This window comes from Actinoplanes sp. 13 (assembly GCF_056134165.1).
In genome coordinates, this window is sequence record NZ_JBVYOQ010000014.1 from 82703 (window position 1) to 105696 (window position 22994).

A 22994-nucleotide genomic window follows, 5' to 3' on the forward strand; every position below is an offset into this window, starting at 1 on the left:
AGGTCCCGTGAAGAAGCAGAGCCTCAGCAGGTTTGCCGTACCCGTCGGGGTCATCGGCATCATCATCATGATGGTCGTCCCGTTGCCGACCTTCCTGCTGGACCTGCTGATCGCCATGAACATCACGGTTGCTCTCCTGGTCCTACTGGTCAGCATGTTCGTGCAGAAGCCGCTCGACTTCGCGGTCTTCCCCGCACTGCTGCTGGTCCTCACGCTCTTCCGGCTCGCCCTCAACATCAGCGCGACCCGGCTGGTGCTGCGCGACGGCGACGCCGGCAAGGTGATCCACGCGTTCGGCAGCTTCGTCATCGGTGGCAGCCTGGTCATCGGCCTGGTGGTCTTCGCGATCCTGGTGATCGTCCAGATGATCGTGGTGACCAAGGGCGCCGAGCGGGTCGCCGAGGTCGGCGCCCGGTTCACCCTCGACGCGATGCCCGGTAAGCAGATGGCGATCGACGCCGACCTCAACGCCGGCCTGATCGACGATGCCGAGGCCAAGAAGCGCCGGGCCGAGGTGGCCGCCGAGGCCGACTTCTACGGCGCCATGGACGGTGGATCGAAGTTCGTCAAGGGCGACGCCATCGCGGCCATCATCATCACGCTGATCAACCTGCTCGGCGGCCTGGCGGTCGGCATCCTCCAGCAGGGCATGGCGCCGGTCGACGCGATGAACCACTTCAGCGTGCTGACCATCGGCGACGGTCTGGTCTCGCAGATTCCCGCCCTGCTGCTCTCGGTCGCCACCGGTCTGATCGTGACCCGCTCGGCCACCTCCGGCGACATGGGCACGAGCGTCACCACCCAGCTGAGCCAGAACAAGCTGGCGCTGCGCATCGGCGGCGGCGCGGCCCTGGCCCTCTGCGTCATCCCGGGCCTGCCGAAGATCCCGTTCCTCCTGGTCGGCGTGGCGGTCCTGGCGATCGCGCAGCGGGTCAAGGACCCGGTACCGGAGTCGATCGAGACGGCCGCCGCGGAAGCCGTCGAGATGCCGGCCCCCGACTCGCCCGAACAGCTCCTCGGCGAGATGCGGATCGACCCGCTGGAACTGGCCCTCGCGCCGGACCTGGTGGACCTGGTCGACGCCAGCAGCGGGGACCTGCTCGACCGGGTGCGTGCCCTGCGCCGCAAGATGGCCATGGAACTCGGCGTGATCATGCCGCCGGTCCGCACCCGGGACGACCTCGACCTGCCGCTCTCGTCGTACGCGATCCGGATCTCCGGTGTCGACGCCGGCGCCGGGCAGGCGCCGCCGGGCACCGTCCTGGCGATCGGCGAAGGGCTCCAGGCGCTGCCCGGCCGGGCCGGCGTCGAGCCGGTGTTCGGGCTCTCCGGCAAGTGGGTCCCGGCCGAGCTGCACTATCAGGCCGAGCTCTCCGGCGCGACGGTGGTCGACCGCGCCTCGGTGATCATCACGCACCTGGCCGAGATCGTCCGGACCAACGCCAGCCGCCTGCTCGGCCGCGAGGACGTGCGTTCGCTGACCGAGATGGTCAAGCGCACCCACCCGGTCGTGGTGGAGGAACTGACCCCGGCCCTGCTCTCGCTCGGCCAGGTGCAGAAGGTGCTGCAGGCCCTGCTCGACGAGGGAGTGCCGATCCGGGACCTGGTGCGGATCTTCGAGGCGCTCTCGTTGCGGGCGAAGCTCTCGACGGACCACGACAGCCTGGTCGAGGCGGCCCGTGCCGCGCTGGGCCCGGCCATCGCCGCGCAGTACACGACGGCCGGCCGGCTCACCGTGATCACTCTCGACCCGATGCTCGAGCAGGGGCTGCTCGAATCTCTGCGACCCAGCGAGACGGGCGCCTTCATGGCGATCGACGGCATGCGCGCCGAAGCGATCGTCAGCGAGGCCAGCCGGCTCGCCGAGGTCGCCGAGCAGCAGGGACTCAACCCGGTCCTGGCCTGCTCACCACAGCTGCGGCTGCCGCTGATGCGACTGCTGCGAGCCGGCTCCCGCCGGGTGCAGGTGCTGTCGTACAGCGAAATCTCTGGTTCCACCGCACAGATCGAGACGATAGGGGTGGTGAACGGTGCCTACGCGGGTGCTGCTTGAGGGACCGGCCATCGAGCCGCTTCTGGAGCAAGTACGTGACGAGTACGGATCGAGCGTGCGGATCGTGTCCGCCGACAAGGTACGAAGCGGTGGTATCGGGGGCTTCTTCGCGAAGCAACACTACGAGCTCTCCGTCGAGGTACCGGATTCAACCGAGGAGAGTGATGACATGGCGCAACAGACCGTGGCCAAGAACGGCAGCAACAGCTTCGAGCGCCTGCTCGAGCAGGCGGAAGCCGCCGACGGGCCGCCACCGGGCGCCGAACGGCGTCCCGCCCGGCCGGACAGCAGGGAAGCCGGCATGGGCGACACCGGCGCAGCATTCGCCGAGCTGATGGCCGGCCTCGACGTCGCCACCCACCTGGGCGAGGGCGGGCAGCACCACCAGCGCTCGGCCGCCCGGACGCGCCCGGCGGAGTCCCGTGAGGAGTCGCCCACCGTGAAGCCGTTCCGGCCCGCCGCTGCCGGCGGAACAGCAGTCAACACCGGACATCGGCCGCTGCCGGCGGCACTGCCCACCGCGCCGGCGTTCCCCGTCCGGGCCACCACGGCGCCGGACCGCGAGCAGCTCGCGGTCGCCCCGCTCCGCGCGACCGGGTCCCCGGTCTCCCGGGCCGCGGCCCCGCTGCGGACGTCCGAGCCGACACCCGCCCCACCGCGTACGCCCACCGCGTTCAGCCCCGCGCCGGCCCGGTCCGCCGCCGACGTCTACGGCCTGGAGGAGGCCGCGCCGCTCTCGCCGGCCGCGCCGATGGCCGTGACAACGGTCCGTGCCGTGACCGCGCCCGGCGACATGGACCCGGTGCAGCGCAACCTCATCTCGGTGGGCATGCCGGAGCCGATGGCGCGCAAGATCACCGGTGGCGACACGTACGCCGGGGTGCTCAGCGTGCTCGCCGCCCGCCCGGCCGCGCCCGGCATCCCGGACGGCCCCGGCGAGATCCTCGTCCTGGCCGGCGAGGTGCACACCGCGGTGCCGATCGCCAAGCAGCTGCTCGAGCAGGTCCACGTGGACCAGACCCACCTGCTGCTCGCCGCGCCCTCGACGGCCGGCACCGGTCTGCACTCGTCCCGGCTCATCTCCAGCCGGGGCGCGGCCGAGTCCCGGGCCGAGAAGATGCAGGGCTCGGAGCACCCGTGGATCGTCGTGATCGACGCGCCGGTCGGCGGCACCGACCCGTTCTGGGTCAACGACATGGCCGACGCGCTCGGCGCCACCGCGCTCTGGGCGGTCGTCGACGCCACTCGCAAGACCGCGGACACGGCCCGCCACCTGCGGCATCTCGGAGAGGTGGAGGCGCTGGTCGTACACAGCGTGGAGCTCACCGCCGACCCGGCCTCGGTGCTCGGGCTGGACGTGCCGATCTTCTCGTTGGACGGCAAGCCGGCCACCCCGCACGCCTGGGCCGCGATGCTCTGCGCCCGGATCGCGGCCGAGGTGATGCCGTCCGCGGCCATGCCGCGCCGGGCCGCCCGCGCCGCCCGGCGATGATCAGACCGTCGGTTCTGCTGTTCGCGCTCCTGATGAGCGCGCCGGCGTGGTACCGGCTGGTGCTCGATCAGGTCGACATCATGCAGGTGCTGATCCGGTTCCTCATCGCGGTGCCGATCGCGGCGGTGCTGCTGGCCGGCCTGCGCTTCATCGTCGGTGGCTATCGCACCACCACGGAGGCCGCGCCGCAGGTGACGCCGGAACGGTACGACTCCGACAACAAGGCCTGACAGCGATCGGCGCCGGCCCGCAGGGCCGGCGCCGATCTCGTGTCTCAGGCGTGGATGTCCAGCCGGCCGTCCGGGACTGCTCGGCGGGTGGCACCGGGCGCCGGCTCGGCCGGGACGTCCCCACCGCCACCGGAGCGTGCGTCGCCACGCCGCCCCAGCGCGCCCGCCTCGGCGAACTGCTGCCGCGCCTGCTGCTGGGCGCCGCCCTGCCGCAGATCCAGGTTGCAGTTGCCGAACCCGGACTCCTCCAGCTCGCGGCGCAGCTCGTCGAGGGACGAGCGCAGCGCCTCGGTGCCCGCCTCGGTGCCGCCGGTGAGCTGCACGGTGATGTCGCCGTTGCGAATCTCCGCGACCACCTGCACCGGGCCGAGGTCGACCGGGTGCAGCTGCACGGTGAGCCGGTGCACGCCGTCGGCGTCCAGCCGCAGCGGAGCGATCCGCATCGCGATCTGGGCCGCCGGCGGGCCGGGTACGGCCGGTGCGGGCGGCGGTGCGGCCTCGCCGGTCGCGGTGGTGGGCGCGGTGGCCTGCGGACCGGACACACCCATCGTGCCCATCGCGGCGGGTGCCCCCGGCGTGACAGGTGCGGCGGTCTCGACCGCGACGGCGCCGGGGAACGCGGCGGGCGCGCCGGCCGGTCCGGTCGCGGTGGTCGTCGGGTCCTCGGCTGTACGGGTCGTGTCCCCGGGCGTAGCGGTGGTTTCCCCGGTCGGGGGTGTGCCGGAGGACCCGGCGCCGTCCTGAGCGGATCCGTCCGGTGAACCACCGGTGCCGGCGCCCGTCCCGGTGCCCGGTGCCGTGCTGCCGGCGGCTACCCCGGCCGGGGCAGCGTCGGCGGTGGCACTTGTCGTGCCGGTCTCGGTGGGCGGCACCGGCGCGGCGGGGTCGGCCGGCGCGGCGTTCGCTACGGCTGCCTCGCCGGTCATGGCGGTGGTCGTCCCGGTCACCGTGGCCGGAGCGATCGCCGCCGGCGTGGTGGGGCCCGCGGCCGGAGCCGGCGTTGCTGAAGTGCCGTCGGCGGTGGTGCCGCCGGCGCCGGTCGCCTGGCCGGTGGCGGCCGGGTCGATGCCGAACGTGGTGGTGCCGGCCTGGCCGGTGGCCGGCTGGGGCCCGCCCGTGGTGGCCCCGGCGGCCGGTGGCACGGCTTCGGCCGGGGCGGCCGTCGGTGTGACGGTCAGCGCTGACGCCGCGCTGTCCTGGGTGCCGGCCGCCTCGGCGGTCTCCTGCACGGCCTGGAATGCGACGGTAGCCGTAGCAGCCACGGCCGCCTCCGCTGCGGTGGTGCTGACCTGCTCCTCCTTCGGCTGCGTCGCCGGCTGAGTCTCGTCGGCTGTCGCGGTCGCTTCCTTCGCGGGGGCTGCCTTCGTGTCGGCCTGCGGCGTCTCGGTGGGGCGGTCCGCCCGGGGGCGGTGCTGCTCCGCGGCCTGCTCGGTCCGTGGGCGCTCCGCGTTCCCGGCATCCTCCGCCCGGTCGCCGGCGATCCGGCTCGCGGTGACCCGGTCAGTCGCGGCTCGGTCGATGGCGGCCCGGTGGTCCGGGCCGCGGCCCGTCGCAGGACGCTCCGCCTGCCGGTCGGCCGCCTTCCGCTCGGCCACCTTCCGGTCGGGCGCCGGCCGCTCGATCGGGCGCCGCTCCGGGGTCCGCTCGGTGGTCGTCCTGCCGATGGCGGCCCGGTCGGCCGCGGCCCGCGCGGCGGCGGACCGGGCCACCGCGGCCCGGTCAGCGGCAGCCCGCTCGGCCGCCGCCTTGCTGACGGCGTTCCGCTCGGCTGCGTGTTCCGCGCGGCCGTCGCCGGGACGGGTCTCCCGGTCACCGCCGGACCGGGTCTCCTCCCGGCCCGGTTTGCCCAGCTCGGCGGAGAGCGCCGAGTTGAAGTCGGAGGAGCCGTCATCACGTCGCGCGGCCGGACGGCGGCTGGTCTCGGCCGGGTGCCGGCGGTCGGGGCCCGACACAGGGCTCGGAGTGGTCATGCGGTCTCCCTCGTCCGGTGGGTTGGGAACAGCGATGGAGCTCCGGGCTCAGCCGCCGAGCGCGGCGAGGGCCTTCTGCACCTTCGGGACGTACGCCTGGGTCTCGGCGAACGGCGGGATGCCGTCGTACTTGTGCACCGCCCCGCCGCCCGCGTTGTAGGCGGCGAGCGCCAGCGGCAGCGACTTGAACTCCTTCAGATGCTGCGAGAGCAGTTTCGCGGCGCCGTTCACGGCCTGCGCCGGGTCGAAGGCGTCGGAGACACCGAGACCGCGGGCGGTGGCCGGCATCAGCTGCATGAGGCCCTGGGCGCCGGCCTTGCTGACCGCCTTCGGGTTGTAGCCCGACTCGACCTTGGCGACCGCCGCCAGCAGCTTCGGGTCCACGCCGTGACGACGACCGGCCTGCACGAACAGGTCCGCGTACGGCACGCCGCTCAGCCCGCCGCCGTCGGGGCGCAGCCCGGCCGGGCGCAGCGACGACATGTCCTGCACCACGGAGGCGGGCATGTCGTCGAGGACGCGGCGGATGGCGGTCGGCTTCTCGTACACCGTCTGGATCTTGACGCGGTCGCCCGGCTTGGGCGCCGCGATCATCTTGTTGTCACCCATGTAGATGGCGACGTGGTCGACCGGCGAGTTGAACGCCAGGATGTCGCCCGGCTTCGCCTCGGCCAGGCTCGACACCGGCCGGCCGGCGCGGGCCTGCTGCCACGAGTTGCGCGGCAGCTCGACACCGTGCTCCTGGTAGGCGCGCTGCACCAGCGCCGAGCAGTCCAGGCCCTTGCCGGGATCGGAGCCGCCGAACACGTACGGGGTGCCGAGGTACTTCTTCGCGGCCGCCACCACGTCGTCGCCGCTGGGCCCGGCGGCGGTGGCGCCGAGCGATCCGCCGCGGGTCGCGTCGGCGAGCGCCGAGGCGAACTTCGTGCCCGACGCGGCGCCGGTCGCCGGGGCCGGGGCGGGGTTCAGGCCGAGCTTCTCCTGCAGCTCGGCGACACGGCCAAGAACTCCGGAGACACCCAGCGTCATGCCTCACTCCCGTTCGTCCGGGCCGGGCTGCCGGCGGCCTGCCGAGCCTTGGCGGTGACCGCGAGCTCATCGAGGTTGGCCTGGTCGACGCGCAGATCGTGGGCCCGGACGGTGGCGGCGTGCCGCTCGGACATCATCTCCACCGCACGCCTCCGCTTGGCCGCGTCGGTCAGCGCGGCGACCCGCTCACGCTCGACCGCCTCGGCGTCGGTCACCATGCGCTGCGCGCTGAACAGGCCGGCCGCCAGCGACTGCCGCGCCACCAGCGCCGCCACCATCGAACGGGCCGTGCCCTCGGTCGGCGCCTGGTTCCCCACGAGATCCAGCTTGCGGCGCCGCAGCAGGGCTTCGGCTTCCCGGATGTCAGCCCGTGACTGGATGACCGCGCCGCGGGCGGCGTCCTCCTGTGCTTTGCGGGCACGAAGCACGGGTCCGAGTCGGAACAGACGATTCACGTTGGCCTCCTTGCGGGCGGGTGAGCCCTCACATGACCGCTTCGGCCCGGCCCGCGCTCCGCTGAGGCCTGCACCCGCCTTGCTACCCGGCGATCCGGGAAACCGCTCAAGTGGCCCGGCTTCCTGCCGCGCCCCAGCCCGCCCGTCGGCTGTGTCCGGTTTGCCGCCATCTTCGCGGCGGCGCACCCTCGCTGCCGCGCCGTCCGCTTCGCCTTCCGACCCACCCCCCGGGCGTACGCGTGAACGCGCTCCCCATCGCCTGATGATCTGCAGCGCAGTGTGATGAGTTCGGGTGCGGAGCGGACCTCAATTCCCCACGCAACCTCTTGCAGTGTGGTGACTTGGGGTGCGGAGCGGACCTCAATTCCCCACGCAACCTCTTGCAGTGTGGTGACTTGGGGTGCGGAGCGGACCTCAACTCCCCACGCAACCTCTTGCAGTGTGGTGACTTGGGGTGCGGAGCGGACCTCAACTCCCCACGGAGGGGGTCAGGTGGTGGCCAGTAAGGCGCGCAGGGCGGCCCAGGCGTCGTCGGCCGTCACACGTTCGTCGAGGTCCTGGCGGAGGAAGGCGCTGATCTGAGGCCAGGCCGCGTTCGCCCGGTCGGCGTCCGGGTTGGTGCCGGGCACGTAAGCGCCGATCTCCACCAGCTCGCGCACCTCGCGGTGGGCGGCCATCAGACGGCGCAGCTCGGTCGCGTCGTCACGCTGCCGGCGGCTGGTGATCTTGTTGGCTACCCGGGAGATCGAGTCGAGGGCCTGGATGCTCGGGAAGTGGCCCGCGGTGGCCAGCTTGCGGTCCAGCACGATGTGGCCGTCGAGGATCGACCGGGCGGCGTCGGCGATCGGCTCGTTGTGGTCGTCGCCCTCGACCAGCACGGTGTAGAGGCCGGTGATGCTGCCACGGGCGCCCGGCCCGGCCCGCTCCAGCAGCGAGGCGAGCATGGCGAAGACGGAGGGTGGATAACCGCGGGTGGCGGGCGGCTCGCCGACGGAGAGGCCGACCTCGCGCTGTGCCATCGCCGCCCGGGTCACGCTGTCCATCATCAGCAGCACGTCGGCGCCCTGGTCGCGGTAGTACTCGGCGATCCGGGTGGCGACCGCGCCGGCGCGGAGGCGGACCAGTGGCGGGGTGTCCGAGGTGGCGATCACCACCACCGAGCGGGCCAGGCCCTCCTCGCCGAGGTCGTGCTCGATGAACTCGCGCACCTCGCGGCCGCGTTCGCCGACCAGGGCGACCACGTTCAGCTCCGCCGACGTGCCGCGGGTGATCATGCTCATCAGCGTGGACTTGCCGACACCGGAGCCGGCGAAGATGCCGATGCGCTGGCCACGGCCGCAGGGGACCAGCGTGTCGAGGACCCGTACGCCCAGGGACATCGGTTTGTCGACCAGCTGGCGCTCCATCGCCGAGGGTGGCGCCGCGTCGATGCCGACCAGTTCGCCGCGCAGGGGCGGGCCGCCGTCCATCGGACGGCCCAGGCCGTCCAGGATGCGCCCGCGCAGGTCCGGGCCGACCGCGATGCGCAGCGGACCGCCGGTGCTGACCGCCGGGGTGCCGGCGCCGAACCCGGTGATCGGGCCCAGCGGAAGGCAGGAGAGCCGTTCCCCGTCCAGGGCCACCACCTCGGCGAAGACCGGGTCCGGGCCGGTGCCGAGGCGCAGCAGGTCGCCGATCTGGGCTTCCAGGCCGCTGACCGTCACCCGCAGGCCGACAGCGCCGGTCACCCGGCCGCTGACCATCGGGCGCGCCGCGGTGAGGGCGCTCTGCAGGCGTTGCTGAAAGACGTCGGTCATACGCGCAGCGCCTCCCGCGCCCGGCTCAGCGCCGCCGCGATGGTCGCGTCCACGGTTGCGGTGCCGGTCTCGGCGACCGCGTCACCGGGCCGCAGGCTGGGATCGGGACGCAGCGTGATCCGGCGGCCCTGATAGTCGAAATCGCCGCCGGCGTCCGCGCCGGTCAGCGTCTGGTGGTCGTCCGGATGCAGCCGCACCACCATCTCGCCCTGTTCGGGTGCGGCGCTCATCGCGCGGCGCAGCGCGTCGGCGCCACGCTCGGGATGGTCGTGCAGGGCGCTCCCGACGATCGCCTCGGCGAGTTCGAAGGCGGTCGCCAGCACGACCTCCTGCAGCTCGGTGAAGGTCGGCATGAGCTGGTTCTCCAGCTCGGTGACGGCTCGCCCCAGCGCGTTCACCGCCTGGGCGAGAGCGGTCATCCGGCGGTGCTCGTACGCCTCCTCGGAGGCCAGTGCGCGTGCCTTGGCGACCTCGGCGGCCTCCGCGGCGTCGCGTTTGCCCTGCGCCCAGCCTTCCGCGTAACCGGTCGTGCGGGCCTGCTGCTTGAGGCGTTCGAGGGCCTCGCTGTCGAGGGTGTCCGGGTTGCGCAGGTCGACGGCGAACCGCGCGGCGGTGGCATTGTCCGCCACCGCCCCGCGGATCACCTGCCGGTCAGGCGATGAGCTCATCGGCTTCGCCACCGCGCTGGATCTCGATCTGGCCGGAGTCCTCGAGGGTCCGGATGACACCGACGATCTTCGCCTGCGCCTCCTCGACCATCTTGACCTTGGTCGGGCCGAGCAGATCGATCTCTTCGAGCAGGTTCTCCCGGCCGCGTTCGGAGAGGTTCCGGGTGACCTTGTCGCGGACCGGCTCCGGCACGCCCTTGAGCGCGGTGGCCAGGTCGGCCGGTTCCACCTGGCGCAGCACCAGCTGCACCGCCCGGTCCTCCAGGTTGACGATGTCCTCGAACATGAACATCCGGCGCCGGATCTCCTCGGCCAGCTCCGGGCTGCGCGCGTCGAGAGCCTCCAGGATGAGCCGCTCGGTGGTGCGGTCGGCACGGTTGATGATGTCGACGAGGGGGCCGAGACCACCGACCGTGGAGAGCTCGTCCGGCTGGAGCACGCTGGAGAGTTTGCGCTGCAACGCGCTCTCCACCTGGCGGATGATGTCCGGCGAGGTACGGTCCATGATCGCGATCCGGTGCGCGACCTCGGTCTGCACCTCGATCGGCAGGCCGGCCAGGATCGAGGAGGCCAGCGCCGACGGGATGTGCGCCAGCACCAGCGCGATCGTCTGCGGGTGCTCGTACTGGACGTACGAAAGCAGTTGCCGTGGATCCGCGTGGCTGAGGAAGTTGAACGGTATGTCGTTCATCGACGCCTCGAGCCGGTCCAGGATCAGCGCCGCCCGCTCCTTGCCGAGCGACGCCTCCAGCAGCTCCCTGGCGTAATCCATGCCGCCCGACCCGGCGTACCGGGTGGTGGCCATGGCGTAGAACTCGTCCATCACGTCGTCGACCTGGACCGGATCGAGCTTGCCCAGCCGAGCCACCTCGGCGGACAGCATCTCGACCTCTTTCTCGGTCATGTTGGCCAGCACCTGCGCGGATTGCTCCTTGCCGAGCTGGACCAGCATTATCGCGGCCTTGCGCACGCCCGTCATCGACAGTGTCGTGAGCCCAGGTGTGGTCAACGGGTACTCCTCGTCCTACTCTTCGGTGGTTCAGCGCGTGGAGTCCGCGGACATCCAGCTGCGGATCAGGGCGGCGGTCTCGTCGGGCTTGTCCCGGACCAGGTCCTCGATCTCGCGGTGCCGCTCCACGCGCGCCTCGTCGTTGCGCGTGACCGCCTCCGGGCTCTCCAGCATGTTCATCGCTCCGGCCGCAGTCACGTCCAGCTCCGCCTGACGCTGCGCCTCCAGCGCGGCCTGCATCTCCTCGAGGTGACGACGCTCCTCCTCGGTGAGCTGCTGGCGCTTCTTGGCGCGCTTGTTCGCCCGCCAGGCCAGGAAGATCAGCGCGAGCACCACGAACAGCAGAGCGGCCGTCTTGATCAGCGTGAGCTGCTTGGCCTCCTTCTCCTGATCGGCCGCGGCGGCGAGCTCCTTCGCGGCGGCATCGGCAGCGCCGGTGTCGAACGGCATGGCCGCGACCGCGATGGTGTCGCCGCGGGTGGCGTCGATGCCGGCCGCGGCGCTGATCAGCTGCTGGACCTGGGCGGGGTCGACGCCGGCGGCCGTGGTGCTGTTCAGCAGGACCGAGACGTTGAGCCGGTCGATGCCGCCCGGCGCGTTCCGGCGGACCTCCTGCACCTCGTTCAGCTGCCGGTTGCGGACCTCGTTCTTGCTGGAGTACTGACCGTTGCCGGCGCCGTTCGGCACCTGGATGTTGTCCGGGCCGAGTACCCCGCCGCTGCCGCTGCCGCTGCCGGTGTAGGTCTCGGTGTTGACGCTCTCCGACTCCGCCGGCACGGCCGGGTCGGCGCTGTAGGTCTTGCTGCGCGTCTCGGTCTGGTCGAAGTCCAGCTCCGCGGTGGTGGTGACCACCGCGTTGCCCGGGCCGACCAGGTTGTCGAGCATCCGCTGCAGCGAGGAGTTCAGCCGGTTCTGGAAGGAGACGGTCTGCTGCTCGGCGCCGTCACCGCCTCCGGACGCGATTGACGCGCCACCGCCGGCGGAGAGCATCCGGCCGTCCGAGCCCGCAACCGTGACCTGGGTCGGGTCGAGGCCCTCGACGCTGGAGGCGACCAGGTGCACGATCGACTGCACCTGCTGCTCCTCGAGCTGGTTGTTCGCCTTCGAGGCGACCAGCACCGACGCGGTCGGCTTGGCCTGGTCCTCGGTGAAGACGTCCTCCTTCGGCATGACGAGGTGCACGGTGGCCGCCTCGACGCCGTCGATCGACTTGATCGTCTTGGCCAGCTCGCCCTCCAGCGCGCGCTGGTAGTTCGCGTGCTGCATGAAGTCGCTGGTGGTGATGCCCTGCTGGTCGAGCAGCGAGTAACCGGTGCCCTCGTCGCCGGGCAGGCCCTCGCCGGACAGCTGGAGCCGGAGGTCGTTCACCTGGTCCCGGGGAACCATGATGGTCTGGCCGTCGTTCGCCAGCTCGTACGAGGTGCCCGACTTCTGCAGCGACTCGACGATCGCGCTGGCGTCCTTGCTCGAGAGGTTGTTGAACAGGATCTGGTAGGACGGCTTGGCCGCCCAGGTGGCGAAGAAGTAGCCGCCGACCATGATGGCGACGACGGCGAAGATGGTGACAGCCTTCTGTCCCGGTGTGAAGGACTTGAAGGCGTCCGTGATACGGCGTACCGGAGCGGGAAGGCGGTCAGTCATGTCAGGCCTGCATCCTCATGATCTCCTGGAAGGCCTCCACGGCCTTGTTGCGAATAGCCATGGTCAGCTGCAGTCCGAGGCCTGCCTCGGTGGCAGCCATCGTGTACTGGGCCGGGTCCTTCAACGTGCCGTCGGCGACCTGGACCGCCAGGTCGCTGGCCTTGGCCTGGGCCTGCTGCACGTTCTCGATGCCCTTGGCGAGCATCCCGGCGAAGTCGGCGTTCGGGCCTGCCGGAGCAGCGGCACCGGTGGTCTCGGCGGTGTCCGAGAACCAGTTGGTGCCGCCGACCCCGGCGATGCCGGAGAAGCCGCCGATCGGGTTGATGGGCGAGGTCAACTGGATCACTTCCCGAGGTTGATGGCTGCGCTGTAGGCGTCTCGGGCCCGGTCCACCACGGCGAGATTGGCCTGGTAGGAACGCTGGGCCATCATCATCTGGGCCATCTGGCTGCCCATGTCGATGTCCGGCCGGCGGACGTATCCCTCGGCGTCGGCGAGCGGGTTGTCCGGCTCGTAGGCCAGGACTCCCTCGGCGTTGCCGAACTGCACGCCGGCCACCTCGGCGCCGTTGCCGTCCTGCGCCGCGCGGGCCTGGACGTAACGCGCCTGGAAGGCGTTCTCCGAGGTACGGGTGGTGGTGTTGACGTTGGCGATGTTGTCGGCCACGGCGTCCAGCCACTTGCGGTAGACGGTGACGCCGGTGCCGGCGGTGCCGATCGCGTTGAAGATGCTCATCAGGCCCCCTTGATGGCTTCGCGCAGCGAGTTGTACTTGCCGTCCAGAGCTCGAATGGTGAGCTGGTAGCGCATCGTGGTGTCGATGTGCTGCAGCGTCTCGTGGTCGAGGTTGACGTTGCTGCCGTTGAGGCGGGTCGGCTCCAGCGAGGTCAGCACGCTCGGGGACACCCCGGCCGGCGATTCGCCGCGGGCGACGGCGCTGTTCAGCGCCTCCTCGAACTTGACCTTACGCGCCCGGTAGCCGGGGGTTTCGATGTTCGCGATGTTGTTGGCGATGGCGTTCTGCCGGGCCGCGAGGCCGGCGACAGCAACGCGCAATGCGGACGACGAGCGGTCGTCGAACAAGGTGATCTCCCTTAGTCGATCCGTCTGGTCGCCATTCCTTTGGCTGCTTCTGCGGAGCAATCCGTTGCTCGTACCCTGCATTTCGGCCTGCCCGCCGATCCGCTGAGTCCCAAGCGGTTGCTGCGAGGTTGCACACGAGAACGTCCCGGCCCTCGAAGTCGAGGGTCGGGACGTTTTGTCTGCTTTTAAAGGACCTACATTGCACAATCCAGATAAACGGGACGTTTCACCGCTTCGCCGGTCTCGATCCGGGACGTCATCGCCGACTGCTGCCGGTTGGCGGTGAGGCGGCGGGCCAGCTCCTCCGCGGCGGCGAGTTGGCGGGTGAGGATCGCGTCCGCCCGCGGCCGCAGCTCCAGCGGCAGGGCGCCCAGCTCGGTCGGCGGTCGCCACAGGTCCGACGGCGGCGTCTCGGCGACGCGGCGCTCGTCGGCCAGCATGGCCTCGACCGTCTCGACGTCCATCTCCAGCTCGTCGAGCGCTGCGGTCCAGGCCTCGCGCCAGTCCACGGTGTTGGTGCTCATCTCCGGTCCTCCCGCCGGGTCACCGCCGGCGTCGGGGTAGTCATGTCCCGGCCGATGCTGCCTCGCGCCACGCGTCACGCAGTGGCTCCATGAGCCGGCGGCACGACGCGACCCGGTCGGGCTCACGCTTGATGTTGGCGCCGATCAGCTCCATCAGCACGAAGCCGTAGAGGTTGGCCAGCCCCGGCGCCCCGTCCCAGGCCTCCATGTCGAGGCTGCAGCGCAGCTCGATCACGATCTCCTGAGCGTGGTTGAGCTTGTCGTTGGCCGCCTCGCGGTTCTCGCTGCGGAGCGCCTCCTCACCCTGCATCAGGTCCAGGATCAGGCGGTCGTAGAGCATGGTCAGCAGCTTCGCCGGCGAGGCGGTATTGATCGAGTCCTGCAGGTAGCGATCACGAAGATTCGGTGCGGTCATCGGTCTCCCTCGTCAGTGCGTCCGGATGGCTGGCGGTTCGGGCTCAGCCGAGGCTGCCCAGCTGCCCGGCGAGCCAGTTGGACTGGTTCTTCAGCTTGCCGAGGGACGATTCCAGGTTGGTGTACTGCCTCTGCAGCGTGAGCTGGCGAGCCTCGAGACGGGTGTCCCAGTTGCTGATCTGCGACTTGAAGTTGTCGATCTCCTGCCGCCGCCCGGTGATGACGTTGGTGACGGAGAGGGACTGCTTGCTCGTCTGGACCTCGAAGTTGTCCGCGAGCCCGATCACCGCCTCCTGGATCTTCACAGGGTCGGCGTTGTAGGCCGCGGTGAACGTGGCCGCGTCGAAGGTCAACTGGCCGCCGCGGTCCAGCTGGATGCCGACCTGCGAGAGGCTGCCGAACGCGATCTTCTTCATGTTGCCCGGCGACTCTTCCGGGAGCCCTGAGCCGTCCGCCGGCTTGACGTACTTCGGGTTGTCGTACGACAGGCCACCGCTGATCGAGCCCAGAATGGTCTGGCTCAGCTGGCGCACCATGAAGTCGCCGGTGAGGGGCGAGCCCTTGTTCGTGGAGGGGTCGAACGCGGTCTGCGTCTTCACCTCGGTCAGCGTGGCGTTGGCCGCGTCGACGAACGCCTGCAACTTCTCCGCGATGCCGGCCACGTCGGTCTGAGCGTTGACGGTCACCCCGGTTTCGGGCTTGGTGACCGTCACCGAGACGCCGTTCAGCAGTCCGGTGAAGGTGTTGCTGCTGCTCTTCACCTCGTAGCTGCCTGGCGTGAGCGTGGGGTTCAACGGGTCGGTCGTGTCCAGCGAGCCCACCCGGATCAGCGCGTCCGCCGCCGGAGCGACGGTGACCGGCGAGGTGGAGAGCCCAGTGACCGTGAAGGCGTTCTCGGTCCCGGTCTTGGTGCTGCTGAGCTGCAGAATCACGTCGCCGGTGCTGGTCGTGACCACGCCGGCGCGGATGGGGAGGCCCTTGGTGCTGTTGATCGCGGCGGCGACGGCGGCCGGTGACTTGTCGGTGCCGAGCTCGACCTTCATCGGCGTTCCCGCGGGCGGGGTGCCGAAGGAGAAGGACAGCTCGGTCGAACCGTCCGTGGCGTCGGTCGTACCGCTCGCAAACTTGGCGGTGCCGACCTGCGCGGAAGCCACCGAGACGACGTCGAAGGTCGTCATCCCCGAGGAGGAGTTCGCGCCACCGGTGGCGGTCGCGGTCACTCCGGTGGAGCTGGAGGTCGCTTTCAGCGACCGCCAGGTGCTCAGCTGGCCGAGCGTGTCGGCCGCGCCCTTCAGCGCGGAGAGCTTGGTGTTCACGGTCTGGTACGACGCCACCGTGTTCTCGGCGGTCTTGACCTTGACCTTGAGGCGGGTCTGGGGAGCAGCCTCCACCTGCATCATCTGAGTGATGATGCTGGAGGTGCTGAGACCGCTGACGAGGCCGTCGACAGAGCTGCTGGACACGGTTGCTCGCTTTCGCTGCGGGAAAAGGTCAGGGGTAGCGGGAGTCTGACTTCCCGCTACCCCTACCTATTCGGTCGTTCGCCGTACGAATTCAGTGGTGCTCGGTGGCAGTTCGGTTAGCTCTGTCGCCCGGATCAGCGGAGCAGCGAGAGCACGTTCTGCGCGGACTGGTTCGCCTGCGACAGCATCGAGGTGCCGGCCTGGGTCAGGATCTGGTTACGGGTGAACGACACCATCTCCTGAGCCATGTCGGTGTCGCGGATCCGAGACTCGGACGCGGAGAGGTTCTCCACCGCGACGTTCAGGTTGTTGATCGTGTGCTCGAAACGGTTCTGGTACGCACCGAGCTGGGCACGCGAGTCGGACACGTTGCGGATCGCCGAGTCGATGGCGGTGATCGCCGCGCTCGGGTCGGTCTTCAGGTTCAGGCCCGCGGTGCCGAGGGTGTTGGAGTTCACCGCACCGATGGAGATGCCGATTCGCTCGTTGGCGTTGGAACCGACCTGGAAGCGACCGGTGTTGCCGCCCTTGACCGCGTTCGTCGTGGTGTCACCGGTCGCGGTGGCACCGCCGGTCAGCGAGTTCAGTGCGCCGCCGGTGCCGTCGGTGATCGAGAAGTTGCCGACACCGGAGGTGCTGAACTTCACCGAGCCGTCCGAGGCGGTGCTCGCCGACATCGAGATCTCGTTGCCCTGGAACTTCGTGCCGGTGTTGGGGTTGGTCTGCTCCTTCAGCGAGCTGGAGATGGCCGAGTTGATCTTCTTGGCCACGTCCTGCGCGCTGTCCGAGGCCGTGAAGGTGCCCTGCGGGATGGTGACGGTGATAGGCGTGGCGGAGACGTCGGCGCCGTCCACCGTGTTGATCGTCAGAGTGGTGGCCGCGCCGGCGTTGGCGGTGACGACGTCACTCAGAGCCTGCTTCGCGGTGCCCGCCCCGCTCCCGGCGTTCAGCTTCGCGCCGTCGACCTTGGCGTTGGCGCCGAACGAGCCGTCCAGCAGCTTCGACTTGCCGAACGCCGTGGTCTCACCGATCCGGTCCAGCTCCGCGTTGAGCTGCAGCATCTCCTTGTTGGCGGCGTCCTTGGCGTCGACGTCCATCGCGCCGCTGTTGGACGTCTGGACCGACAGGTCACGCATGCGCTGCAGGATCGAGGTGACCTCGTTGAGCGCGCCCTCAGCGGTCTGCGCGACGCTCACACCGTCCTGGGTGTTGCGGACGGCGGTCTTGAGACCACCGATCTGGGCCCGCAGGCCCTCGGAGATCGAGAGGCCGGCCGCGTCGTCCGCCGCCCGGTTGATCCGGAAACCGCTGGACAGCTTCTCGAGCGACTTCGACATCTGGTTGTCGGTCACCGAGAGGTTCCGGTAGGCGTTCTGGGCGGCGATGTTCTGGTTGATACGAAGACCCATGGGTGATTCCTCCTTGAGTGGGGTCTTTGTCGGCCCATCCGTGAGCCGTGGTGCTACGCACGTCCCATCGGCGGTTAGCCGAGAGGCCATGAGGATTCTCTGAGATTTCTTCGGGCTTTTAGGGCGAATCCGGAGATGTGCCGATCGGGAGAAACCGCTCAGTGGCACGGCGGATGTGCCGACCTGTCCGAATGAGCGGGTCCGCCGAGGGGGTAGGCCCGACCAGCGATACGACGGAGGACCGGGTGAGCCTGACCGACCTGGCCAGCGTCCTGTGGCGTTCACGTGAGCTGCTCGAGATGCTGCTGTTCAAGCTTGAGGAGGAGCAGTTGCTCCTCGCGCAAAACCGGTCACGCTGGCTCAGCCACGCCACCCGCGAGGTGGAGCTCGTGCTGGACCAGATCCGGCAGACCGAGGTCATCCGGGCGGCGTACGCCCAGGAGGTCGCGGCCGAGCTCGGCCTGTCCCCGGACGCCTCTCTCGGCGAGCTCGCCGACGCGGCGCCGGAACCCTGGTCGGACCTGTTGCACCAGCACCGCAAGGCCTTCCTCATGTTGACGTCGGAGATCCGGGCCCTGGCCGACGTCAACCGCGAGCTGCTCACCGCCGGCCAGCGCGCGGCTCGCGAAACCATGCTCGCGTTCGCCGAGACTGTGGAAACGTACGGACCGCAGGGCCAGACCGTCAGCGGCGCCGTGCGGCGCCCCACCCTGGTTGATGAGGCGATCTGATGGGCAGCACATTCGGTGGACTCAACACGGCGCTCACCTCGCTCTATGCGCAGCGCCGGGGCCTGGACATCACGGGCCAGAACATTGCCAACGCCAGCACCGAGGGGTACACCCGCCAGCGTGTGGTGATGCAGTCGCAGAACGCCAACCTGGTGCCGGGTGTCTACGCCACCACGTCCGCGGTGGGCAACGGTGTGACGGTGTCCTCCGTGGACCGGTTGCGGAATACGGCGCTGGACCAGCGCAGCTACACCGAGCATGCGAACTCGGCGTACCACAACCAGCGGGCCGGCGCGTACAACCTGATCGAGGACGCTTTCGCCGAGCCGAGCGACACCGCGCTCCAGGCCCGCCTGCAGGACATGTGGGACGGCTTCAACACGGTTGCGGCCAACCCGGACAAGGCGCCGCCGAAGGCAGCCTTGATGGAGCAGGCGGTCACGGTGGCCGCGTCGCTCAACGACGCGTCCGGCGCGCTGAACAGCCAGTACGAGTCGACCCGCGCGGGTCTCGACACCTACGTCAACGACGTGAACAACGCGGCGTCCACGATCGCCCGCCTGAACAAGGAGATCGTGGTGGCCACGGGCGCCGGCCTGCAGGCGAACGAGTTGATGGACCAGCGTGGCCAGGCGATGCTCAAGCTGGCCGAGCTGACCGGCGCCACCGCGACCGATCTGCCGAACGGCGCGATGAACGTGTTCGTCGGGAGTGGACCGCTGGTCAGCGAGTTCACCACGCGGCAGATCGAGATCGAGCCGGGCAGCGCACTGCGCCTGGAAGACCTGGCAACGACCGACGTCAACCTGCGGTGGTCGGACACGAAGAGCCCGGTCGCCGCCGGCGGGAGCATGGGCGCCCAGATGGAGCTGCTCGCCAAGGGCGGCACCCTGGACGCCCTGTCCGCCCGCTTGGACACGGTAGCCACCAAGCTCGCCGAGACGGTGAACGACAAGCACCGGCTCGGGTTCAGCATCGACGGGACCACCGGACAGGACTTCTTCGTCTCGAAGAACGCCTTCCCGCTGTCGGCGTCGAACATCTCGGTGAGCATCACCGACCCCGCCAAACTGGCGGTCTCCTCGGGCGACCCCACCGGCACGCCCAAGGTGCTCAACGGCGAGGTGGCCGATGACCTGTCGGAGCTCGCCACGTCCCGGAGCGGTGCCGATGCCGAGTACCAGTCGCTGATCGGCGACCTCGGTGTCTCCGCGCAGTCCTCGATCCGCCGCCGGGACATCCAGAACGCCGTCACCGACCAGGTCGACGCGGCTCGCGACGCGGAGTCCGGGGTGAACCTCGACGAGGAGATGACCAACCTCCTCACGTACCAGCGCGGGTACGAGGCGGCGTCCCGGGTCCTGACCACGATCGACTCGATGCTCGATCAATTGATCAACCGAACCGGTCTGGTCGGTAGGTAAGGAAGGCTCTCATGAGTAGCCCACGAGTGACCGAAAGCAGCGTCCGCACGCGGACGATGGCGAGTCTGCAGCGCAACCTCGCTCGCACCCAGGCCTCGCACGACCAGATCTCCAGTGGCAAGCAGCTGAACCGGCCTTCGGACTCACCGACCGGCACGGTCACGGCACTGCAGCTGCGCGGTGAGATCCGGGCGAACAAGAAGTACTCCGCCAACGCCGACGACGCGATGGGCCGGCTCGGCGCTGTGCAGGACAACCTGCAGAGTTCGGTCGTTCTGATGGCGAAGGTCCGGGACCTGACTCTGGCCGCCTCCAGCATGAGCGGCGGCAGCACCCCGGAGGCGAACAAGGCGCGTGCCGCCGAGATCGAGCAGATCAAGGGCACGCTGGTCCAGTACGCGAACACGAAGTACCTGGACCGGCCGGTGTTCGGTGGGTTCACGCCGGACGCCGAGGCGTACGACGCGACCGGCGGGTACATCGGCGAACAGAGCGGCGAGACGTTACGGGCGATCGGGCCGAACGCCCGGGTTCGTGTGGACGTCCGGGGGCCGGAGGCGTTCGGCACCGATTATCTCGTCGACGACGCCGGTCAGTTCGTCGACGCCGACGGGAACCTGATCCCGCCCGGGGGAACACCCGTACAGAATCCGGCCCAGGTGTTCCGGGTTCTGGACGACCTCGTCAGGGCTATGCGAAACGGTGACGACGCCGCTGTCCAGACAGGTCTCGCGAATATTGATAAAGCCTCTGAAAAGATGAAATCTACTCTTTCGGAGGTTGGCGCCCGATACAATCGGGTTACCCAGATGAAGCAGTCCGCTGAGGATCGCTTGATGTCCGTGTCGTCGCAGCTCTCCGATATCGAGGATGTCGACCTGCCGAAGGCGATCATGGAATTGCAGCTCCAGCAGACCTCGTATCAGGCCGCCCTGGCCGCCACGGCCAAGGTGATCCAGCCCTCGCTCATCGATTTCCTGAGGTGACCATGACTACTCGCACCGCGTCCCGTCCGATCGAGGCCACGATGACCGACCCGTCGCTGGGTTTGCCGACCATCACGATGGCGGTGCCCATGCCCGGTTTCCCGGCACACCGGGAGTTCGTTCTCGTGCGTCTGAACGAGGAGGGTCTGCTCTACGCCTTCACGTCAGTCGACAACCCGGAGCTGCGCTTCCTGGTCGCGCCGCCGGAGCCGTTCTTCCCGGAGTACGCGCCGGAGATCGAGAACGACGTCTTCGCGGCGCTGAACACGAGGGACCCGGACCGTCTGCTGCTGCTCACGGTGATCACCGCCGGCACGGACGAGACCACCGCGAACCTGCTCGCGCCGATCGTGGTGGACCGCGACACCATGCGGGCCGCCCAGGTCGTCCTGAGTGGATCCGGCTACCCGGTCCGGGCGATCATGAACCGGAACTTCTGATCCTCCGCCTAAGGCGCGGCCGTGTTTCTTCGCGGTCGCGCCTTTGCCATGCTGTCCGTTCCATGGATGGAGGAGGGCATCGATGCTGGTGTTGACCCGCCGGGCCGGCGAGAGCGTGATGATCGGCGACGACGTCGTCATCACGGTGCTGGAGGCCCGTGGTGACGTCATCCGACTGGGCATTCAGGCCCCTCGAGACGTCCAGGTGCACCGCGAGGAGGTGTACCGCGAGCTGCAGGAGGCCAACCGGGCGGCCGCCTCGCCCACCGAGGACGAGGTGGATGCGGTGACCAGGATGCTGGGGAAGCCCGAGCCGAGGAGCTGAGACACGGGGAGCGCCCGCGACGGGCGCTCCCCGTTCTCAGGTGAGACTCACTCCTCGCGAGCGCAGGAAGGCGATCGGGTCGACCGCGTTGTCGTGGTTGGCGGGCGCGGCGTTCACGTGCACCTCGAAGTGCAGGTGCGGCCCGGACGAGGAGCCGGAGGTGCCGACGTGCCCGAGGAGCTGTCCCTTCGTGACGGCCTGGCCGACGGTGACGACCGGGCGGCGCACCAGGTGGCAGTACCGGGTGACGATGTCGCCCGCGTGCTGGACCTCCACGTACCACCCGCAGCCGGAGAGTGTGCGGTTGCCGTCGACGTCGCAGGTGCCCGCCGAGACGTTGCACACCACCCGGATCACCGTGCCCGCGGAGGCGGCCAGAATCGGGGTGCCCCGGACGGCGGACAGGTCGATGCCGTCGTGTGCCGGGCGGGCGATCGTCCGGAAACCGCTCACCAGCCCGGCGGCCACCGGAAGCCCCCAGCTCTCGCCCTGGCGGGGCACCGGGACGGCCGGGGTCGTGGGCGCGCAGGCCGGGATCGCGGTGGCCGGGCGCACCACGTACGCGTCCGAGGCGTAGGCGCCGTTGGCCAGCCGGTTCCAGAGGTCCGTGGTCCGCACCGTGCCGGTGATCTGCTGCGCGCGCACCTGGCAGACGATCCACACCGTCGCCCCGTTCGCCACCGAGCCGAACCGCTCGCCGGCGGCCGAGGGGGTGCGGCGCAGGTTGAGGCGCATGCCGTCGGTCTTGGCGGCGCCGGTCACCGTCGGCACCTTGGGGGCGGCCGAGACGGGCACGGGTGCCGGCACCGCGACGCCCACCAGGCTCGCCGCGGCGACGGCGGCTACTTTCTTGATCGCGCGCATGAGGAAAGGCTGACCGCCGCCGGATGCCGGCCCGGTGCTCGCGGAGTGCTGCTCGGTTGCTGCCGGACGCACCTCACCTGCACCGCCGGTTGACCCCGCGGACAACGTCCCGGCCGCACTCTCATCGTCAGGCGGGAGAATCCCGTCTCTTCTCCTCGGGGGTGCGGGCGTGGGCGCAGAGCTCGAATCGGTCATCGTGAGCGGCGCGGTCGGCACCGCGTGCGCGCTGGATCTCAGGGTGGACGCCCATGTGCACACCGGCTTCTCGGCCGGCCGGGACGCGGTCGGCGTGGTGGTCTCGGCCGCCGACCGGGCCGGCCTCACCGCGCTGACGTTCGCGGACCAGGCCGGTCCGGACACCACCTGGCTGAGCGCGTACGCCGACGCGGTGCGCCGGGCCCGGCACCGCACCGAGCTGAAGCTGCGGGTCGCCGCCGAGGTCGAGGTGGTCCGGCCGGACGGCTGGCTGGCGCTCCCGGGGGACCTGGCGCAACTGGACGCGCTCTCCGTCGCGGTCTCCGCCCTGCCGTACGGCGACGAGCTGCTCGACTCCCGTGAGCTGCGGCGCCGTCTCGACGCCGGGGCGCTCACCGCCGGCCAGGCCGCCGAGGCGCTGGTGTCGGCGACCGCGAAGGGTCTCGAGCGGGCTTCCCGTTACGTGCCCGCGCAGCTGGCCCGGCCGCTGGCGCTGCTCGCGCAGGCCGGTGTCGACGAGGCCGTGGTGGGTTCCGGCCTACTCGGTGAGCTGGCCGCCGCGTGCCGGGCCACGGGCACCGTCGTGGAGATCAGCGAGGCCTGGCGCAGCCCGTCGCCGCGCCTGGTGACGATGCTGCGGGACGCCGGCGTGACCGTGCTCCCGGCGAGCGACGCCCGGTACGCCGCCGAGGTGGGCCGCTGGCAATACCTGCGCCGCGTGTGAGCGAAACCGAACACGATCTGTTCTCGCCTCCGTACTCTCTGTGATGCCAGCACTTCAGCATGGGAGAGTT

Annotated in this window: 24 protein-coding genes; 9 read left to right on the forward strand and 15 right to left on the reverse strand. The window is 70.2% G+C overall.

Annotated features, from left to right (window positions below; all coding sequences use genetic code 11):
- The first annotated feature begins 7 nt into the window (after nucleotides 1–7).
- The 3 genes from AC0NH5_RS25285 (at nucleotide 8) to AC0NH5_RS25295 (ending at nucleotide 3775) form a co-directional block, all read left to right on the forward strand.
- Nucleotides 8–2053 carry a flagellar biosynthesis protein FlhA gene (locus tag AC0NH5_RS25285; RefSeq protein WP_474408246.1) on the forward strand — a complete coding sequence of 682 codons (2046 nt, stop codon included), beginning with the start codon at nucleotides 8–10 and terminating at the stop codon, nucleotides 2051–2053.
- Between the two features lie 169 nt (nucleotides 2054–2222).
- Nucleotides 2223–3545, forward strand: a complete 1323-nt coding sequence (locus AC0NH5_RS25290) for a hypothetical protein (RefSeq protein ID WP_474408248.1) — start codon at nucleotides 2223–2225, stop codon at nucleotides 3543–3545.
- On the forward strand, nucleotides 3542–3775 hold the full coding sequence (locus tag AC0NH5_RS25295) for a hypothetical protein (protein ID WP_474408250.1): 234 nt from the start codon (nucleotides 3542–3544) through the stop codon (nucleotides 3773–3775). The genes AC0NH5_RS25290 and AC0NH5_RS25295 overlap by 4 nt, the downstream gene beginning before the upstream one ends.
- 44 nt (nucleotides 3776–3819) lie before the next feature.
- On the opposite strand, the gene AC0NH5_RS25300 is transcribed toward AC0NH5_RS25295, so the two are convergent.
- From AC0NH5_RS25300 to AC0NH5_RS25365, 14 genes are all read right to left on the reverse strand, one after another.
- Nucleotides 3820–5745: a flagellar hook-length control protein FliK gene (locus AC0NH5_RS25300; protein WP_474408252.1), complete on the reverse strand. Its 1926-nt coding sequence runs from the start codon at nucleotides 5743–5745 to the stop codon at nucleotides 3820–3822.
- 48 nt (nucleotides 5746–5793) lie between these two features.
- Entirely contained in the window at nucleotides 5794–6774 is a 981-nt protein-coding gene (locus AC0NH5_RS25305) for a transglycosylase SLT domain-containing protein (RefSeq protein WP_474408254.1), read from the reverse strand.
- Complete coding sequence (locus AC0NH5_RS25310) at nucleotides 6771–7229, reverse strand: flagellar export protein FliJ (protein WP_474408256.1); 459 nt, start codon at nucleotides 7227–7229, stop codon at nucleotides 6771–6773. The genes AC0NH5_RS25305 and AC0NH5_RS25310 overlap by 4 nt, the downstream gene beginning before the upstream one ends.
- 488 nt (nucleotides 7230–7717) lie before the next feature.
- Nucleotides 7718–9025, reverse strand: a complete 1308-nt coding sequence (locus AC0NH5_RS25315; protein ID WP_474408258.1) for a FliI/YscN family ATPase — start codon at nucleotides 9023–9025, stop codon at nucleotides 7718–7720.
- Complete coding sequence (locus AC0NH5_RS25320; protein WP_474408260.1) at nucleotides 9022–9693, reverse strand: FliH/SctL family protein; 672 nt, start codon at nucleotides 9691–9693, stop codon at nucleotides 9022–9024. The genes AC0NH5_RS25315 and AC0NH5_RS25320 overlap by 4 nt, the downstream gene beginning before the upstream one ends.
- The gene (fliG, locus tag AC0NH5_RS25325; RefSeq protein WP_474408262.1) at nucleotides 9677–10702 is read right to left on the reverse strand and encodes a flagellar motor switch protein FliG; all 1026 of its coding nucleotides are present in this window, start codon (nucleotides 10700–10702) and stop codon (nucleotides 9677–9679) included. The genes AC0NH5_RS25320 and fliG overlap by 17 nt, the downstream gene beginning before the upstream one ends.
- Before the next feature lie 30 nt (nucleotides 10703–10732).
- Nucleotides 10733–12343: a flagellar basal-body MS-ring/collar protein FliF gene (gene fliF / locus AC0NH5_RS25330; protein ID WP_474408264.1), complete on the reverse strand. Its 1611-nt coding sequence runs from the start codon at nucleotides 12341–12343 to the stop codon at nucleotides 10733–10735.
- A gap of 1 nt (nucleotide 12344) precedes the next feature.
- Nucleotides 12345–12689: a flagellar hook-basal body complex protein FliE gene (gene fliE / locus AC0NH5_RS25335; RefSeq protein ID WP_474408266.1), complete on the reverse strand. Its 345-nt coding sequence runs from the start codon at nucleotides 12687–12689 to the stop codon at nucleotides 12345–12347.
- Nucleotides 12686–13078, reverse strand: a complete 393-nt coding sequence (locus AC0NH5_RS25340; protein WP_474408268.1) for a flagellar basal body rod protein FlgC — start codon at nucleotides 13076–13078, stop codon at nucleotides 12686–12688. The genes fliE and AC0NH5_RS25340 overlap by 4 nt, the downstream gene beginning before the upstream one ends.
- The gene (locus tag AC0NH5_RS25345) at nucleotides 13078–13425 is read right to left on the reverse strand and encodes a flagellar basal body rod protein FlgB (protein ID WP_474408270.1); all 348 of its coding nucleotides are present in this window, start codon (nucleotides 13423–13425) and stop codon (nucleotides 13078–13080) included. Before AC0NH5_RS25345 ends, AC0NH5_RS25340 begins: the two co-directional genes overlap by 1 nt.
- 194 nt (nucleotides 13426–13619) lie before the next feature.
- Nucleotides 13620–13949, reverse strand: a complete 330-nt coding sequence (locus tag AC0NH5_RS25350) for a hypothetical protein (protein WP_474408272.1) — start codon at nucleotides 13947–13949, stop codon at nucleotides 13620–13622.
- Nucleotides 13950–13989: 40 nt separating this feature from the next.
- Nucleotides 13990–14364 (reverse strand): flagellar export chaperone FliS, encoded by a 375-nt coding sequence (fliS, locus tag AC0NH5_RS25355; RefSeq protein ID WP_474408274.1) that lies wholly within the window; start codon nucleotides 14362–14364, stop codon nucleotides 13990–13992.
- Between the two features lie 43 nt (nucleotides 14365–14407).
- Nucleotides 14408–15826: a flagellar filament capping protein FliD gene (gene fliD, locus AC0NH5_RS25360; RefSeq protein ID WP_474408276.1), complete on the reverse strand. Its 1419-nt coding sequence runs from the start codon at nucleotides 15824–15826 to the stop codon at nucleotides 14408–14410.
- A gap of 134 nt (nucleotides 15827–15960) precedes the next feature.
- On the reverse strand, nucleotides 15961–17235 hold the full coding sequence (locus AC0NH5_RS25365; protein ID WP_474408278.1) for a flagellin N-terminal helical domain-containing protein: 1275 nt from the start codon (nucleotides 17233–17235) through the stop codon (nucleotides 15961–15963).
- 245 nt (nucleotides 17236–17480) lie between these two features.
- Here AC0NH5_RS25365 and AC0NH5_RS25370 point away from each other — a divergent pair, with 245 nt between their 5' ends.
- From AC0NH5_RS25370 to csrA, 5 genes are all read left to right on the forward strand, one after another.
- Nucleotides 17481–17966 carry a flagellar protein FlgN gene (locus AC0NH5_RS25370; RefSeq protein ID WP_474408280.1) on the forward strand — a complete coding sequence of 162 codons (486 nt, stop codon included), beginning with the start codon at nucleotides 17481–17483 and terminating at the stop codon, nucleotides 17964–17966.
- Nucleotides 17966–19390: a flagellar hook-associated protein FlgK gene (gene flgK / locus AC0NH5_RS25375; RefSeq protein WP_474408282.1), complete on the forward strand. Its 1425-nt coding sequence runs from the start codon at nucleotides 17966–17968 to the stop codon at nucleotides 19388–19390. The genes AC0NH5_RS25370 and flgK overlap by 1 nt, the downstream gene beginning before the upstream one ends.
- An 11-nt stretch (nucleotides 19391–19401) precedes the next feature.
- Nucleotides 19402–20376 (forward strand): flagellin N-terminal helical domain-containing protein, encoded by a 975-nt coding sequence (locus tag AC0NH5_RS25380; protein ID WP_474408284.1) that lies wholly within the window; start codon nucleotides 19402–19404, stop codon nucleotides 20374–20376.
- 2 nt (nucleotides 20377–20378) lie between these two features.
- Nucleotides 20379–20816 carry a flagellar assembly protein FliW gene (locus tag AC0NH5_RS25385; protein ID WP_474408286.1) on the forward strand — a complete coding sequence of 146 codons (438 nt, stop codon included), beginning with the start codon at nucleotides 20379–20381 and terminating at the stop codon, nucleotides 20814–20816.
- Between the two features lie 82 nt (nucleotides 20817–20898).
- Nucleotides 20899–21141: a carbon storage regulator CsrA gene (gene csrA, locus AC0NH5_RS25390; protein ID WP_474408288.1), complete on the forward strand. Its 243-nt coding sequence runs from the start codon at nucleotides 20899–20901 to the stop codon at nucleotides 21139–21141.
- Nucleotides 21142–21177: 36 nt separating this feature from the next.
- On the opposite strand, the gene AC0NH5_RS25395 is transcribed toward csrA, so the two are convergent.
- Entirely contained in the window at nucleotides 21178–22005 is an 828-nt protein-coding gene (locus AC0NH5_RS25395; protein WP_474408290.1) for a M23 family metallopeptidase, read from the reverse strand.
- Nucleotides 22006–22174: 169 nt separating this feature from the next.
- On the opposite strand from AC0NH5_RS25395, the gene AC0NH5_RS25400 reads away from it, so the two are divergent.
- The gene (locus tag AC0NH5_RS25400) at nucleotides 22175–22924 is read left to right on the forward strand and encodes a hydrolase (RefSeq protein WP_474408292.1); all 750 of its coding nucleotides are present in this window, start codon (nucleotides 22175–22177) and stop codon (nucleotides 22922–22924) included.
- The last annotated feature ends 70 nt before the right edge of the window (nucleotides 22925–22994 follow it).